At 57.9% G+C, this 14,073-nt stretch carries 19 protein-coding genes; 11 read left to right on the top strand and 8 right to left on the bottom strand.

What is annotated here, in order from left to right:
- The first annotated feature begins 100 nt into the window (after positions 1-100).
- A complete protein-coding gene (locus QNI81_RS11975; protein WP_009178119.1) occupies positions 101-469 on the top strand; it encodes a hypothetical protein in 369 nt (122 codons plus the stop codon).
- 88 nt (positions 470-557) lie between these two features.
- On the opposite strand, the gene QNI81_RS11970 is transcribed toward QNI81_RS11975, so the two are convergent.
- Complete coding sequence (locus QNI81_RS11970; protein ID WP_283966633.1) at positions 558-1,730, bottom strand: MalY/PatB family protein; 1,173 nt, start codon at positions 1,728-1,730, stop codon at positions 558-560.
- 158 nt (positions 1,731-1,888) lie between these two features.
- Between QNI81_RS11970 and def (QNI81_RS11965) the strand changes: the two genes are divergently transcribed.
- The 6 genes from def (QNI81_RS11965) to QNI81_RS11940 all read left to right on the top strand — a co-directional run bounded on the left by def (QNI81_RS11965) (position 1,889) and on the right by QNI81_RS11940 (position 5,058).
- Entirely contained in the window at positions 1,889-2,413 is a 525-nt protein-coding gene (gene def / locus QNI81_RS11965) for a peptide deformylase (protein WP_009177735.1), read from the top strand.
- Positions 2,410-2,919 (top strand): peptide deformylase, encoded by a 510-nt coding sequence (gene def / locus QNI81_RS11960; protein ID WP_283966632.1) that lies wholly within the window; start codon positions 2,410-2,412, stop codon positions 2,917-2,919. Before def (QNI81_RS11965) ends, def (QNI81_RS11960) begins: the two co-directional genes overlap by 4 nt.
- On the top strand, positions 2,916-3,413 hold the full coding sequence (gene def / locus QNI81_RS11955) for a peptide deformylase (protein ID WP_283966631.1): 498 nt from the start codon (positions 2,916-2,918) through the stop codon (positions 3,411-3,413). The genes def (QNI81_RS11960) and def (QNI81_RS11955) overlap by 4 nt, the downstream gene beginning before the upstream one ends.
- A 159-nt stretch (positions 3,414-3,572) precedes the next feature.
- Positions 3,573-4,499 carry a methionyl-tRNA formyltransferase gene (fmt, locus tag QNI81_RS11950; protein ID WP_283966630.1) on the top strand — a complete coding sequence of 309 codons (927 nt, stop codon included), beginning with the start codon at positions 3,573-3,575 and terminating at the stop codon, positions 4,497-4,499.
- Positions 4,496-4,732, top strand: coding sequence for a hypothetical protein (locus QNI81_RS11945; protein WP_005615068.1), 237 nt, complete (start codon positions 4,496-4,498; stop codon positions 4,730-4,732). Before fmt ends, QNI81_RS11945 begins: the two co-directional genes overlap by 4 nt.
- A gap of 89 nt (positions 4,733-4,821) precedes the next feature.
- A complete protein-coding gene (locus QNI81_RS11940; RefSeq protein WP_283966629.1) occupies positions 4,822-5,058 on the top strand; it encodes a GlsB/YeaQ/YmgE family stress response membrane protein in 237 nt (78 codons plus the stop codon).
- Between the two features lie 149 nt (positions 5,059-5,207).
- On the opposite strand, the gene QNI81_RS11935 is transcribed toward QNI81_RS11940, so the two are convergent.
- The 7 genes from QNI81_RS11935 to QNI81_RS11905 form a co-directional block, all read right to left on the bottom strand.
- Positions 5,208-5,831: a trimeric intracellular cation channel family protein gene (locus tag QNI81_RS11935; protein ID WP_005615062.1), complete on the bottom strand. Its 624-nt coding sequence runs from the start codon at positions 5,829-5,831 to the stop codon at positions 5,208-5,210.
- A 130-nt stretch (positions 5,832-5,961) separates the two neighbouring features.
- Positions 5,962-6,435: a ribonuclease HI gene (rnhA, locus tag QNI81_RS11930; RefSeq protein WP_065321091.1), complete on the bottom strand. Its 474-nt coding sequence runs from the start codon at positions 6,433-6,435 to the stop codon at positions 5,962-5,964.
- Complete coding sequence (locus tag QNI81_RS11925; RefSeq protein ID WP_283966628.1) at positions 6,428-7,027, bottom strand: class I SAM-dependent methyltransferase; 600 nt, start codon at positions 7,025-7,027, stop codon at positions 6,428-6,430. The genes rnhA and QNI81_RS11925 overlap by 8 nt, the downstream gene beginning before the upstream one ends.
- Positions 7,024-7,482, bottom strand: coding sequence for a DUF3429 domain-containing protein (locus QNI81_RS11920; protein ID WP_009178258.1), 459 nt, complete (start codon positions 7,480-7,482; stop codon positions 7,024-7,026). The genes QNI81_RS11925 and QNI81_RS11920 overlap by 4 nt, the downstream gene beginning before the upstream one ends.
- A complete protein-coding gene (locus QNI81_RS11915) occupies positions 7,482-8,099 on the bottom strand; it encodes a LysE family translocator (protein ID WP_283966627.1) in 618 nt (205 codons plus the stop codon). The genes QNI81_RS11920 and QNI81_RS11915 overlap by 1 nt, the downstream gene beginning before the upstream one ends.
- Before the next feature lie 149 nt (positions 8,100-8,248).
- Entirely contained in the window at positions 8,249-9,199 is a 951-nt protein-coding gene (gene ispH / locus QNI81_RS11910; RefSeq protein WP_283966626.1) for a 4-hydroxy-3-methylbut-2-enyl diphosphate reductase, read from the bottom strand.
- A gap of 172 nt (positions 9,200-9,371) precedes the next feature.
- Positions 9,372-9,941, bottom strand: a complete 570-nt coding sequence (locus tag QNI81_RS11905) for a LabA-like NYN domain-containing protein (protein ID WP_005615043.1) — start codon at positions 9,939-9,941, stop codon at positions 9,372-9,374.
- A gap of 117 nt (positions 9,942-10,058) precedes the next feature.
- Between QNI81_RS11905 and folK the strand changes: the two genes are divergently transcribed.
- The 4 genes from folK to QNI81_RS11885 all read left to right on the top strand — a co-directional run bounded on the left by folK (position 10,059) and on the right by QNI81_RS11885 (position 14,018).
- Positions 10,059-10,646 (top strand): 2-amino-4-hydroxy-6-hydroxymethyldihydropteridine diphosphokinase, encoded by a 588-nt coding sequence (gene folK / locus QNI81_RS11900; RefSeq protein ID WP_283966625.1) that lies wholly within the window; start codon positions 10,059-10,061, stop codon positions 10,644-10,646.
- A 111-nt stretch (positions 10,647-10,757) separates the two neighbouring features.
- Positions 10,758-11,111, top strand: a complete 354-nt coding sequence (gene rpoZ, locus QNI81_RS11895; RefSeq protein WP_005615037.1) for a DNA-directed RNA polymerase subunit omega — start codon at positions 10,758-10,760, stop codon at positions 11,109-11,111.
- Between the two features lie 38 nt (positions 11,112-11,149).
- Positions 11,150-13,282 carry a RelA/SpoT family protein gene (locus QNI81_RS11890; protein WP_005615032.1) on the top strand — a complete coding sequence of 711 codons (2,133 nt, stop codon included), beginning with the start codon at positions 11,150-11,152 and terminating at the stop codon, positions 13,280-13,282.
- Positions 13,283-13,313: 31 nt separating this feature from the next.
- Positions 13,314-14,018, top strand: a complete 705-nt coding sequence (locus QNI81_RS11885) for a DUF2062 domain-containing protein (protein WP_283966624.1) — start codon at positions 13,314-13,316, stop codon at positions 14,016-14,018.
- The last annotated feature ends 55 nt before the right edge of the window (positions 14,019-14,073 follow it).

The raw sequence follows: 14,073 nt of genomic DNA, 5'->3' as shown, positions 1-14,073 counted from the left end.
CAATTACCCTTCTCGAAGGAAATTCACCGTTTCTTCACTTGATTTTAGCCAATTTGACGTCACCCTAAGACTCGGTCTGCTAAAGCCGGAGGTTGAGACCATGACCACATATGTTCCCAAATCTGTTCAGGACGCCCTTGATAAGGCGCGTATTGAGGGCATGAAGAAAAAGAACCGCCTGCGGGTGCATGTGGGCGATGAAATCTACCCGGTATTGCGCCTGTGGGATCGCGGATTTTCTGTCGAAGAGGAAACCGTGCCGCAACTACGTGGCCTCGTGGACCTCTACGATGGCGCGCGTCATCTGTCACAGTGTCTCATCGTCGCTTCCGAGGCAGAAGCGGGTGAGATGTGCTACGACTTCAAACGCGCCACGGCTGCTGCGGAGACTGCGCCACTTGATTTCTATCGCGCGCCAGATGCGCCAGTCGGCCTCTTGGGGCACGAGCAACATCTGGGCGAGGGCTGAAGACGCCCCCTAGGCCACTATGGGCTGAGATTTGACAAACCTCTGTCGCCAGTGATGATCCCGGCGACAGAGACTTTATAAACCCGCGTTACTGCAAATCAGCGAACGCTTTTGATAGCCGCTCGCAGGCTTCTTCGACCCGCGCGCGCTGCGTGCCGAGGTTGAAGCGCAGGAAACTCTCGCCACCGGTGCCAAAGGTCGTGCCATGGTTGGCGGCGATCTTTGCGCCCTGCTCGACGCGACGGATGAATTCTTCGCGCTCCATGCCAGTGCCAGAGAAATCAACCCAAGCCAAATAAGTGGATTGCAACTCCATCGATTGCAGGCCCGGAATGGCGTTCACCGCTTCATCAAACAGTTTCTTGTTGCCCTCGAGGTAGGGAACCAGTTCCTCCACATAGGCGACGCCATCGGGAGAATAGGCGGCGATCGTGGCAAACTCTCCGGCCGTATTGCCTTGCAGGTAGATTGCCATCATGCGACGGCGGAACTGTTCGCGCAGCGTTTCATCAGGGATGATCACTTGCCCGGTGTGAAGGCCCGCAAAGTTAAAGGTTTTCGACGGTGCTGTCAGCATGATCAAACGCGTGCTTACCTCAGGCACAGCGACGGCCATCGGGATATGCTTGCGCCCGCCAAAGACCAGATCATGGTGGATTTCATCAGAGATCAGCATCAGGTCATGACGCTTGCAGAAATCGGCGACCTGCTGCAGTTCGTCCTGGGTCCAGACGCGCCCGCCGGGATTATGCGGCGAGCAGAGGATGACCATTTTCTCCTTGCCGGTCATCTGCGCGTCATAGGCTGCAAAATCCATTTTATAGGCGCCATCTTCCTGCACCATCTGGCATTCCACCACCTCGCGCCCGGCAAGGCGGATCACCTTGGCAAAGGCATGATAGACCGGAGTAAACAGCACAATGCCATCGCCGGGCTGGGTGAAAGTATCAAGGCACATGCCGACGCCGTTCACCAGACCGGTTGTGGTAAAGATCGCATCCGCGTCGACGCTCCAACCGTGGCGGTTTTCCATCCACCATTGAATGGCGTTCTTGTATTGGGATTCGCAGTTCACATAGCCGTAGACACCATGATCAGCCATCTCGCGCATCTTGGCTGAGACAGCGTCCGGCACGGCAAAATCCGTATCGGCGACCCACATGGCCAAGCCTTCCTCAGGGGTGACGCCATAGAGCGGTTCCATCATATCCCATTTGGCGCAATGGGTGCCGCGTCGGTCGATGATCTTGTCGAAATCCATTAATCTGTCTCCGTGGTGTTTGTTGCAAAAGCTAGGTGATTGCGCGCGCGCTGCAAAGCCTTGCCAATGTGCTGGTACAAACACGCCCTGCGGCGCGTAGGTGTCTAACGATGATGAGACGTTGCGGCCTTGCGGGGATTGGCCTAAAGCCTTTGCCCATGAAACGCTCCATTCTGATCCACCCCGACCCGCGTCTGAAGAAGATCGCCGCCGATGTGCCGGACCTCTCTGATGAGTTGCGCGCGCTTGCCGATGACATGCTTGAAACCATGTATGCCGCGCCCGGTATAGGCCTTGCTGCGCCACAGATCGGTATTCTGGACCGCCTGATCGTGCTGGATTGCGTGAAGGAAGGCGAAGGCGAGGCGCGCCCGCTGGTGATGTTTAACCCCCGCGTCATTGCCGCCTCGGATGAGACGAACGTCTACGAGGAAGGCTGCCTCTCCATTCCCGAACAATATGCCGAGGTGACCCGGCCCAAAGTGGTGGATGTCGAGTGGTTGGACCGTGATGGCAACCTCCAGACCGAGACGTTTGACGGGCTCTGGGCCACATGTGTCCAGCATGAGATCGACCACCTCGATGGCAAGCTTTTCATCGACTATCTGAAGCCGTTGAAGCGTCAGATGATCACGCGCAAGATGCAAAAGCTCAAGCGCGAACGCGCACGCGGCAACGTATGAGCCTCTTACCCATCGTCAAATGGCCCGATCCCCGCCTGACGGCGGTCTGCGCTCCGGTAGCAGAGGGCGAAGACCTCTCAGGCCTGATCGCGAATATGCTGGAAACCATGTATGACGCGCCGGGACGAGGCTTGGCCGCGCCGCAGGTGGGTGTTCTCAAACGGCTATTTGTGATGGACGTCGATTGGAAAGATGGGGCACGAAATCCCGTTGTGATGGTAAACCCCGACATCCTGTGGCGCGCGACTGAGACCGCCGAGGGCGAAGAGGGCTGCCTGTCTATTCCCGGCGTCACCACACCAGTCACTCGCCCAACAGAGATCCGAGTGCGCTGGTATGATGCCGGAAACGCAGTGAACGAACAGTGTTTTGACGGGTTCGCGGCCCGTTGCATTCAACATGAATACGACCATCTCGACGGGCGCGTAACATTCGATCACTTGTCGCCAGAGATGCGCCACACGGCTCAGCAGCACTATCTTTCCCAAAAGGAGGCCAATGCATGACCACCCGAACCTGTCTGCCATGGCCCGATAAACGCCTGCGCACCGCAGCGACTGAGGTCAGCGAGATCACCGATGAGATCCGTGCGATCTGGGATGATATGATCGACACGATGGAGGCAATGCCGGGTGTGGGCCTGGCGGCCCCTCAGATTGGGGTCATGCTGCGTCTCGCAGTGGTGGATGGCTCGACCGAGCGTGGCCGCGCTGTGCGTCTCGCCAACCCCGAAATTCTGCACGCTTCAATCGAGCTGCGTGAACACGAAGAAGCCAGCCCGAACCTCCCAGGTATCTCAGCAAAAATCAAACGCCCCCGCGCGGTCACAGTGCGGTTCCTCAATGAGGATGGCGTGATCGACCGACGTGATTTTGTCGGTATTGAGGCCACGTCAGTGCAGCATCAGATCGATCACCTGAATGGAAAGATGTACTTTGACAATCTCTCCAAGGTGAAACGCGACATGCTGATTAAGAAAGCGCGCAAATTCGCGCGCTGAGCGGTTTCATCTTTTCCCAAATACCTCCGCCGGAGGCACTGGCCTGACCCAGAGGGGCAGGCTTGACCCGTCGCGCGTCAGCGCGTCTGCTCTGGCCCTGACTGTCATCCTGCGCTAAGCCTTCGTGCAAAGACGGTTGCGGCAAGAAGGGGCTGGAATATGCGGGTTATCTTTATGGGAACGCCGGAGTTTTCTGTGCCGGTACTGGATGCCTTGGTGCAGGCGGGACACGAGATTGCTGCCGTATACTGCCAGCCCCCCCGTCCAGCCGGACGCGGCAAGAAGGACCGTCCGACACCCGTTCATGCAAGGGCCGAGGCACTGGGGCTTGAGGTGCGCCACCCGGTGTCGCTGAAAACCGCAGAAGCGCAGTCGGAGTTCACTGCGCTTGAGGCCGATATCGCCGTGGTGGTGGCCTATGGGTTGATCCTGCCACAAGCAATTCTGGACGCGCCGAAAAAGGGCTGCCTCAACATTCACGCAAGCCTTTTGCCGCGCTGGCGGGGGGCGGCTCCGATCCACCGGGCGATCATGGCCGGGGATGTAGAAACCGGCGTTTGCATCATGCAAATGGAAGCGGGTCTCGACGCTGGTCCGGTGCTTTTGCGCAAAAAAACGGCCATTGGAGCCGAGGAAGTCACATCTGAACTGCAAGATCGCCTCTCGGTGATGGGCGCGACACTCATTGTTGAGGCGCTTGAAACCCTGCCGGATCTCAGGTCCGAGCCGCAGCCCGATGCAGGCGTCACCTATGCCAGCAAGATCGACAAAGCTGAGGCGCAGATCGATTGGTCGCAGCCTGCCGAGGAAGTGGATCGCAAGATCCGGGGCTTGTCTCCCTTTCCCGGGGCTTGGAGTGAAGTGCAGGGGCAGCGGATCAAGGTGCTCGCATCGCGACTGGCTGAGGGCAAGGGGCCGGCAGGAACGGTGCTGGATGAAAACCTGACGGTGGCCTGCGGCAAGGGTGCGGTGGAGTTATTGCGCCTGCAACGCGCAGGCAAAGGCGCGCAGGATCGGGAGACTTTCTTGCGCGGGTTCCAGATGCCCAAAGGTATGCAGCTGTCGGCAGCGGAGGACACGCAATGATGCTGGCCCTTTTTGGTACCGTGGTGATTGCGGGTATTGTCGGTTACGCGTCCGAACGCAGTGGCTTTACGCAAAATGGTGTGGTGCAATCCATTATTATCTGTGTTGGCGGAGCGTTCCTGTTTTTCTTTTTGCGGCTGATGTTTGGGATCGGCTTCAACGCTCCGGGCTGGAATGCTGTGGCGTCATCAATCGGGGCGCTTATCATCGTGCCGTTTCATTGGCGCCGCTAAAGTCATCCCGTGGTGCAGGCGCGGTTTTGATCGGGGCCTGAGTGAATGTGAAACGAATGGCTCTGAGGTGAGCCGGAAAGTGGGGCGGAATGCCAGTTGTTTTCCTGATCATTGTCGGCGCGGCAGCCGGATTCATCGCAACGCGCATCATGCGAATTGAGACGGACGTGATCACGACCATTGTGATTGGTGTTGCTGGCGCTTTGATTGGCGGGCTGGTGTTGCGAACTCTGCTGGCGGTCATGGGGATGCTCGCAGGGCTTGTTGGGGCCATACTGGGAGCCGTGGTGCTGATCCTGCTGTGGCAGAAAATTCAAAATAAATAGCTATGTGTTGAGGTGTTTCGCTTCGGGCTTTGCCCGAAGCGACCAGCCCGGCAGCGCGCCCATAGGGCGCGCTGCCGGGCGAGACATAGGCTGGTGTCTGAAGATCCAAAAGACCAGCGTTTGTCTTGTTGGCGGTCGCAGCTATTGAGTTATTGCCGGGGTGGGCGGGGTTTATAGACGGGCAAGTGCCAGCCAAATGCCAGCGAACCCGCCCGCGTAACCCAAGTGACGCCAGCGCAGGCCAACAATGCGGTGGCGGCAGGAAGGTTCAGCCACACCAATGCAACGGCAGTGATCGCCCCGGCCATTGCACAGGAAATGTATAGCTCTCCCTGTTTCAAAACCAATGGCACCTCATTGCAGACAACGTCTCGCATCAAACCACCAAGACTGCCGGTCGCCATGCCCATCAGCACAACAATCACGGGGCCGTGCCCCAGCTCCAGCGCGGCACCTGTCCCTGCAGGAACCGCAATGGCAAGCGCGAAGGTATCGAGCCAGATCACCCAGCGCAGGCGGCTTTCGACGAGATGAGCCGTAAAAAACACCAAAATGGCCACACCGGAGGCAAGGAGGATCGGCATGGGATCGCCAACCCAGAACACAGGATGCCGGTCGAGCAGCACATCCCGCACAGTGCCGCCGCCAACCGCTGTCAGACAGGCGATGAACGCAAAACCTACAATGTCCAATTGCGCGCGGCTGGCGACCATCGCACCCGATGCCGCAAATACGATGGCTGCGGCGTAGTCCAGAAGGGTCAGAATGGTCATGCTGGAACCTCTGCGCCGGGTGCGCTCCTACCCGCGGTCAGACGCTCTCCACCGACTGCATGCGCAAAGGCCGGCCATTCTTCGCGACGAAGGACGACCGAACAAGCATTGCGCAGGAGGGATGCCATGTTTAACCCGCAGAAGCCTTGCCAGAAGATTTGAAAGGGGCCATGCCCGCGCGTGCCAACTCATCCGCACGTTCGTTTTCTGGGTGGCCTGCGTGCCCTTTGACCCATTCCCATGTGACATCATGGCGGGCCTGCGCTGCATCGAGTCGCTGCCATAGCTCGACGTTTTTCACAGGTTTTTTGGCAGCGGTCTTCCAGCCGTTCTTTTTCCAGCCGAAGATCCAACCGGTGACCCCGTTTTTCACATAGGCCGAGTCGGTGACGACGGTGATTTTTGAAGGCCGCGCAAGACTTTCGAGCGCGTGGATCGCAGCCAGAAGCTCCATCCGGTTGTTGGTGGTCTCTTGCTCGCCACCTTTGAGTTCGCGTTCTTTCACGACGGTCTCGCCGTCCATGGCACGCAAGAGGGCACCCCAGCCACCGGGGCCGGGATTTCCGGAGCAGGCTCCGTCGGTATAGGCAAATAAATCAGGCATGTGCGGTCAGTACGATAAAGGTCTCTTCTGCGCCAGCTAATCCTTTGCCATTGCCGCGTCTTGCGCCGAGGGGGGTGAAGCCAGCCTCGGATAGAAGAGTGCGCAGTTCGTCCTCGCTGTAGTACGCATAGAAACGGCCCAGCTCGTCACGCCCTTCCGCTGTGCCAAGCTTCATGCCCAGTGCCAACATGCCGCGTGGTCTGAGCGCGTTGTGCAGGCGCAACAGGTGGCCCGGGAACTCTGAGCGCGGAGCATGCAGCAGGCTGAAGAATGCCCAGATCCCATCATAGCTTGCCTCAGACGTGATATCCTCGAACCGGCCAACGGTTACTTCGAGGTCATAGGCGTCTTGTGCATATGTGGCCATTTCGGGCGATGCGTCCATTGCAGTGACAGTGTAGCCGTCATCGCGAAACCGCGCGGCCCAATGCCCCGGCCCGCAGCCCAGATCCAGCACTGAGCCGCCAGATGGGAGCCCTGCGGTAAAGGCCTCGTAATCGGGTTCGTGAAAGGTATCTTTGGAGCGGGCAAAACCCTTGGCATAATCCGCTGCGGCCTTGGCGTAGACGGCCATGGTTTCTTTGTCGCTCATAAGAACACCCCAACGCTGAGGCACAGGACAACAACGCTGGTGAGTAGCAGGCGTAGCTTGACCCACCACGAGGGCGTGAGACGCCACAGGCTAAACATCATATCGAGTAGCAATAGGCCTAAGAACCCCCAGATGAGGTTCATACCGGCGCTGACAGGCCCGCCCCCTGTCATGAAGAACGCCCAGAGGGCCGGGATCACCGAAAGGGCGTAGCAGGCCGCTGATTGTAGTCGACCTGAGGCGCGGGTGGCATAGCCCCAGAGGACGCCAGACATGAAGCTGAGGATCACCGAGCCGTAAAAAAGCTGCACATAGGGGCCAACGAAACGCGGACCTAGATTGTTGATGCCCCATCCCTGCAGGGAAGGCAGCAAAAGCGTTAGCGCGCCCCACACGAAAGGTATGAGTCCCGCAAGCCCCAGTGCGAGCGGGGCCGTCGGGATGCCACGCAGCATCAGGCGCGCTCCATCGCGAGGCGTAGAGCGAGTGCCGCAAAGATCGCCGCAAAGCTGCGGTTGAGCCATTTTACAACCGCTTCTGAACCGAGGATCAGACTGCGGGCCTGGGCGGCAAAGAGGCCGTACAGCGCAAAGACGGCAAAGGTCATACCCATGAAGACCGTGCCGAGGAGCATCATTTCCTGTGTCGCCGTTGCGGCGCTGCCGGATAGGAACGGCGGCATCAGGGCGAGAAAGAAAATCGAGAGTTTCGGGTTCAAAATGTTAATCAGCGCCCCACGTTTGGCGATGGTAATACCCGGCTGGGGGTCTGGTTTTGCCGCCGAAACAGAGAGTGCGCCGTCTGATTTCAGCATCTGCCACGCGAGATACAGCAGGTACAGAACACCTGCGATTTTTACGCCTTGGAACAGCAGCGCCGAGGAATGCAGGACCGCTGCGAGACCGAGCGTTGCGGCAATCAGGTGCGGCAGAATTCCGATAGTGCAGCCCAAAGCCGCCCAGATTGCGGCACGCCGACCGCGCCCAAGGCCAAGCGCGAGTGTGTAGATCACACCGGTTCCCGGCGCGAGGACGACGACAAATGCGGTGAGAAGAAATTGCAGAGAGATCAAAGCACCCGTTCCTTATAACTCAATAGACGGCACCCGAGAGGCGCACGGACCAAGGTAGCTGCGCTTTGTGAAGTTGCAAGCGAAGTTCAGTACCTTGAGGGGAGCCTGTTTCGGCGAGACATGCCGCTATGGGTTTTGTTTCGTTGGTGTCAGGCCGTGCGCAGGACGCGGGGCACTTTAAATTCGACGCGCTCCACTGCGGTTTCGACCAGTTCCACGGTCACATCATAACGCTCGCGAAAGGCGTCGATCACTTCGTTCACCAAGAGTTCTGGTGCTGACGCGCCGGCGGTAATAGCGATGGAGCGAATGCCGTCGAGCGAACGCCAGTCAATGTTCTCAGCGCGTTGAACCAATTGCGCATAGCTGCAACCGTTTTTGGCACCGACCTCAACCAAGCGACGGGAGTTCGAAGAATTTGGCGCTCCCACCACAAGAAGTGCATCAGATTTGGGTGCAACCTCTTTAACGGCTTCCTGACGGTTGGTGGTCGCGTAGCAGATGTCTTCTTTGTGCGGGCCGATAATCGCAGGGAAGCGCGTTTGCAGCGCGGCTACGATGTCTTTGGTGTCGTCGACAGAGAGCGTGGTTTGGGTCACGAATGCGAGGCGCTCAGGATCGCGCACGTCAACATGTGCCACATCCTCGACGGTCTCGACCAAGAGGACTTCTCCTTCGGGCAGCTGACCCATGGTGCCAATGGTCTCCGGGTGACCCTTGTGGCCGATCATGATCATCTGCAGGCCAGCCTCGGCGTGGCGCTGGGCCTCGATATGTACCTTCGAAACCAGCGGGCAGGTGGCGTCGACAAACACCATCTCGCGCGCCTGCGCGGCGGCGGGGACGGATTTCGGCACACCATGCGCAGAGAAAATAACCGGGCGATCATCGGGGCATTCTTCGAGTTCTTCGACGAACACGGCCCCCTTGTCGCGCAGACCATCGACCACGAATTTATTGTGCACGATTTCATGGCGCACATAGACTGGCGCGCCCCATTTCTCTAGCGCCATTTCCACGATTTTAATCGCGCGATCCACCCCGGCGCAAAAACCGCGCGGGGCTGCAAGGTAGAGCATGAGAGGAGGTTTGGCGGTCATTGGCGCGGGTCTCCGCAGGTCTGAAAGGAGGACATTGGCCAAGAGGTAAGGCTTGCACCGCCTGAGGTCCAGAGCTGGGCAAGTCCAGCGCGCAAAAGAAAACACCCGACGATGTGATTGCGCCGGGTGTATATCAGAGCTTGAAGGCCGGTAAGCGTCGACAGCGGGCGCTTTAGTCTTCGACTGTTGCGGCGCGCGGTTCGCTGGGGATGTCGCGCGGAGGACGGCCAATCACATCGCGCAACTCTTCGAGTTCGATGAAATTGTCGGCCTGACGGCGCAATTCGTCCGAGATCATCGGCGGCTGGCTGCGAATCGTAGAGACGACCGAAACGCGGACGCCCTGACGTTGCAGGCTGGCGATCAGAGGGCGGAAATCTCCGTCACCTGAAAACAGCACGATATGATCAACGCGGGGCGCAAGCTCCATGGCATCGACAGTCAGTTCGATATCCATGTTGCCCTTCACCTTACGGCGGCCCATGCTGTCAGTGTATTCTTTGGCGGGTTTGGTCACCATGGAGAAACCATTGTAGTGCAACCAATCCACCAAAGGCCGAATGGGAGAATATTCGTCGTTTTCCAGCAGCGCAGTATAATAGAAAGCCCGTACAAGTTTGCCGCGACGCATGAATTCTTGGCGCAGAAGCTTGTAATCGATGTCAAATCCCAATGCCTTTGCCGAGGCATACAAATTCGAGCCATCTATGAACAGCGCGAGCCGTTCGTCTTTGTAAAACATTAAATGTGTCCTTCTGGTGTCGCGGGCCAAAGTTCCGTGAGTGAGTTAAATAAATCTCCGGCTCCGCGGGTGGACTTAATTTAGGTTATTTGGCACTCCCCGCAAGAGTTAGGTCTTATGGAATTGGGGTCAACAATGGCCGAAAACCGGTCAAACTATCTTGTCGCTTTGGGGAGCAACCTCGAAGATGAGGGTACTACACCGCTCGAAATTCTGCAAACCTGCCTTGCGGAGTTTCACGCAGAGGGCCTTGATCTTTCGGCTGTTTCACGCTTCTTTGCGACACCTTGCTTCCCTGCGGGAGCAGGGCCTGACTATGTGAATGCGGCAGTGATGCTGGAAGGTAACTTTCCAGCAGCGGAAACGTTGCGTCGCCTTCACAAAATCGAAACTAAGTTCCATCGCACCCGAACGCAGCGCTGGGGCATGCGAACACTGGATCTGGATCTTCTTGCGGTGGGTCGAGAAATTATTCCAAACATTCAGTTGTTTAGATATTGGCGTGACCTGCCATCGGCGGAGCAACGTGTCAGCGCCCCGGATCAACTGATTCTTCCGCACCCTAGATTGCAGGATCGCGCATTTGTGCTCGTTCCGCTTGCGGACATTGCCGGTGATTGGGTCCATCCGGACTTGGAAAGGTCTGTGCGTCAGATGCTATTGTCGTGCCCTGCGAATGATGTTGAGCAGGTGAGACCACTATAACGGCGGCTTTTGCAGCATTCGTGCAATTGTGAACGCCTCCGCCTTGTCAAGCCCCGTGATTCATCATAGAAGCACGTCTTCTGGACCCAGAACTGTATTGGAGAGTCGCCCATGGCCCGCGTGACGGTCGAAGACTGCGTTGACAAGGTTCCCAACCGATTTGAGCTGGTGATGCTGGCCGCACATCGTGCGCGTGAGATCTCCGCCGGTGCTGAACTCACTGTGGACCGCGACAACGACAAGAACCCGGTCGTCTCCCTGCGCGAGATTGCCGAGGAAACTCAAAGTGCCGACGCCCTGCGTGAGCGCCTGATCGAGAGCAACCAATCTCAGATCGAGGTCGACGAGCCGGAAGAAGATTCCATGGCTCTGCTCATGGGTGGCGAAGCGGACAAACCTCAGGAAGACGACATGAGCGAAGAAAAGCTCCTGCGCGCCCTGATGGAGGCTCAGGGTCAAGGCTGATCCGGGCTGTTTGACATGAGAGAGGTTGCGGACCGGCGATGACTTCTGCTGACGACCTGATTTCCCTGGTCCGCGACTATAACCCGAAGACGAATGAACAGCGCCTGCGTGATGCCTTTGCTTTTGGCGAGGAGATGCACGAGGGGCAGTTCCGTCATTCGGGTGAACCCTATTTTACGCATCCCGTAGCGGTGGCCGCGATCCTGACGGAGCAGCGGCTGGACGATGCCACGATTATCACCGCGCTCCTTCACGACACCATCGAAGACACGAAGGCCAATTTTGAGGAGGTCTCTTCCCGCTTTGGCGAGGAAGTTGCGATGCTGGTCGATGGGGTCACCAAGCTGACCAACCTGCAGCTTTCGTCGCGCGAAACCAAGCAGGCGGAGAACTTCCGCAAACTGTTTATGGCAATGTCCAAGGACCTTCGGGTCATTTTGGTCAAGCTTGCGGACCGGCTTCATAATATGCGGACCATCCGCGCCATGCGTCCTGAAAAACAGGCTCAAAAGGCGCGGGAGACCATGGACATCTATGCGCCGCTGGCAGGCCGCATGGGGATGCAATGGATGCGTGAGGAGCTGGAAGACCTCGCGTTTAAGGTGCTGAACCCTGAAGGGCGCCAGTCGATCATCCGTCGTTTTGTCACCCTGCAACGGGAAACCGGCGATGTGATCCACCGGATCACCGGCGACATGCGGCTGGAGCTGGAAAAGGCGGGCATTGAGGCCGAAGTCTTTGGTCGCGCCAAGAAACCCTATTCGATCTGGCGCAAGATGCAGGAAAAGGATCAAGGCTTTTCCCGCCTCTCCGACATTTATGGGTTCCGCGTCATCACCCGCTCTGAGGAAGACTGCTACCGCACCCTTGGCACCATCCACCAGCGTTGGCGCGCGGTGCCGGGGCGGTTCAAGGATTATATTAGCCAGCCAAAATCCAATGGTTATCGCTCCATCCACACCACGGTGTCGGGGCGCGATGGCAAGCGGGTCGAGGTACAGATTCGCACCCGCCAGATGCATGACGTGGCCGAGTCGGGCGTGGCGGCGCATTGGTCCTATCGCGACGGCGTGCGCACCGAAAACCCCTTTGCCGTTGACCCTGCCAAGTGGATTGCATCGCTGACGGAACAGTTTGATGGCGAGGACGATCACGACGAATTTCTCGAAGCGGTCAAGCTGGAGATGTATTCGGATCAGGTGTTCTGCTTCACCCCCAAAGGGGATGTGATCAAGCTGCCCAAGGGCGCGACACCGATTGATTTTGCGTATGCGATCCACACCCGCATCGGTCATGCCTGTGTCGGCGCAAAGGTTGATGGCATCCGCGTGCCGCTCTGGACCCGTCTCAGAAATGGCCAGTCGGTGGAGGTGATCACCGCCGAGGGGCAAACTCCGCAAGTCAGCTGGTTGGAAATCGCCACCACGGGGAAGGCGCGCACAGCCATCCGCCGGGCCTTGCGCGAAGCAGACCGCGAGAGATTTGTGAAGCTCGGTCACGAGCTTGCTCGGTCTGCCTTTGAGCATGTGAACAAGAAGGCCACCGACAAAGCATTGGAAACCGCAGCGCGCGCCTTGCGGGTCAGTGATGTCACCGAGCTGCTCGCACGTCTGGGTGCTGCAGTGATCACCGCCCATGATGTGGTGCAGGCAGTTTATCCTGAACTGACCGACAAAGAAGGCGATGAGGTCTCGCCGCGCCGCGCGGTGATCGGTCTGGAACCCGGGCAAAAATTCGAACGCGCCTCCTGTTGTGAGCCGCTTCCGGGTGAGCGGATCATTGGCATCACCTCACGAGGGCAGGGGGTTGTGGTACACTCTGCTGATTGCGACCGTCTGGGAGAATTTGAAGATCAAATGGATCGCTGGGTGGATGTGCATTGGCATTCCGGCACCCATCCGGCCGTCTATGGTGTCACGCTGGAGTTGACCATTGGCAACGATGCGGGCGTTCTGGGGCGGATCTGTACGTTAATTGGTGAAAAAAAGGCCAATATTTCTAACCTTGAATTCAAGGATCGGAAACCTGACTTTTACCGCTTGATGATCAATGTGGAATTGCGTGATGTGGAACAGCTGCATTCGCTGATACTTATGTTGGAAGCTGAAAGCGACGTCGCCGCGGTCGCGCGCCACCGGGAAACGCCTGGAACGCAACTCCGTACGATCTAGGCTCTTCAGTACGAAGAATAGGGACGATCTTTTGGTATTCAGGCGCCGAGACAGACGCCCGCCGCATAGGGCGGTTGCGGAGTTTCTCTGGCCTCGTGGAGGTTGGGGAAGGGCGTTTTTGTATGTCAAACATCGGGTGCGCCGTCTGCCGGACAAGCCGGAGCGCATCGCGCGTGGCATCTGGGCCGGTCTCTTCACCACCTTTACCCCGTTTTATGGTCTGCATTTTCTTGTTGCCGCAACCATTGCGCGGGTCATGAACGGCAATATCCTTGCGGCGCTTTCTGCGACCTTTTTTGGAAACCCGCTGACTTATGTGCCAATCGGTGTGATTTCTTTGCAGACCGGGCACTGGTTGCTGGGCAGTCAGCCGGTGGCGGAGGTTGATGCGACATTGGCGGACAAGTTCCTCGCGGCAGGGTGGGACCTTTGGTACAACATCTACGCCTATGCGACTGGAACTCCCGTTGATTGGACGGGGCTAAAGATCTTTTATGACGAGGTATTCTACCCCTATATGATTGGCGGCATCATCCCGGGCCTCATTGTCGCGACTGTGGGCTATATGCTTTCTGTTCCATTGATCCGCACCTACCAGCAGCGGCGTCGCCGCAAGATCAAGGCGAAGTTCGAAGCGATCAAGAAACGTGCAGAACTTGAACCAGTCAACAGCCCACATGCACCGAGCGGAACCACCCCGCCGAGCCGCTCTCCGAAGATTGGCCGCACAGACTAAACGCGCTTGGCGGCGGGAGAATTGTATCACTCTAGTTCTTGTGCCTTGCCTCTTT

Source organism: Tritonibacter sp. AK171, assembly GCF_030127025.1.
GTDB classification, from domain to species: domain Bacteria; phylum Pseudomonadota; class Alphaproteobacteria; order Rhodobacterales; family Rhodobacteraceae; genus Epibacterium; species Epibacterium mobile.
Note: the sequence above shows the minus strand (reverse complement) of the source record. Positions and strands in the feature narration are given on the sequence as shown.

Bases quoted from the DNA above. Each gene is read 5' to 3' on its own strand.
- QNI81_RS11975 (WP_009178119.1), top strand. From the start codon at position 101: ATGACCACATATGTTCCCAAATCTGTTCAGGACGCCCTTGATAAGGCG.
- QNI81_RS11970 (WP_283966633.1), bottom strand. From the start codon at position 1,730: ATGGATTTCGACAAGATCATCGACCGACGCGGCACCCATTGCGCCAAA.
- def (WP_009177735.1), top strand. From the start codon at position 1,889: ATGAAACGCTCCATTCTGATCCACCCCGACCCGCGTCTGAAGAAGATC.
- def (WP_283966632.1), top strand. From the start codon at position 2,410: ATGAGCCTCTTACCCATCGTCAAATGGCCCGATCCCCGCCTGACGGCG.
- def (WP_283966631.1), top strand. From the start codon at position 2,916: ATGACCACCCGAACCTGTCTGCCATGGCCCGATAAACGCCTGCGCACC.
- fmt (WP_283966630.1), top strand. From the start codon at position 3,573: ATGCGGGTTATCTTTATGGGAACGCCGGAGTTTTCTGTGCCGGTACTG.
- QNI81_RS11945 (WP_005615068.1), top strand. From the start codon at position 4,496: ATGATGCTGGCCCTTTTTGGTACCGTGGTGATTGCGGGTATTGTCGGT.
- QNI81_RS11940 (WP_283966629.1), top strand. From the start codon at position 4,822: ATGCCAGTTGTTTTCCTGATCATTGTCGGCGCGGCAGCCGGATTCATC.
- QNI81_RS11935 (WP_005615062.1), bottom strand. From the start codon at position 5,831: ATGACCATTCTGACCCTTCTGGACTACGCCGCAGCCATCGTATTTGCG.
- rnhA (WP_065321091.1), bottom strand. From the start codon at position 6,435: ATGCCTGATTTATTTGCCTATACCGACGGAGCCTGCTCCGGAAATCCC.
- QNI81_RS11925 (WP_283966628.1), bottom strand. From the start codon at position 7,027: ATGAGCGACAAAGAAACCATGGCCGTCTACGCCAAGGCCGCAGCGGAT.
- QNI81_RS11920 (WP_009178258.1), bottom strand. From the start codon at position 7,482: ATGCTGCGTGGCATCCCGACGGCCCCGCTCGCACTGGGGCTTGCGGGA.
- ispH (WP_283966626.1), bottom strand. From the start codon at position 9,199: ATGACCGCCAAACCTCCTCTCATGCTCTACCTTGCAGCCCCGCGCGGT.
- QNI81_RS11905 (WP_005615043.1), bottom strand. From the start codon at position 9,941: ATGTTTTACAAAGACGAACGGCTCGCGCTGTTCATAGATGGCTCGAAT.
- folK (WP_283966625.1), top strand. From the start codon at position 10,059: ATGGAATTGGGGTCAACAATGGCCGAAAACCGGTCAAACTATCTTGTC.
- rpoZ (WP_005615037.1), top strand. From the start codon at position 10,758: ATGGCCCGCGTGACGGTCGAAGACTGCGTTGACAAGGTTCCCAACCGA.
- QNI81_RS11890 (WP_005615032.1), top strand. From the start codon at position 11,150: ATGACTTCTGCTGACGACCTGATTTCCCTGGTCCGCGACTATAACCCG.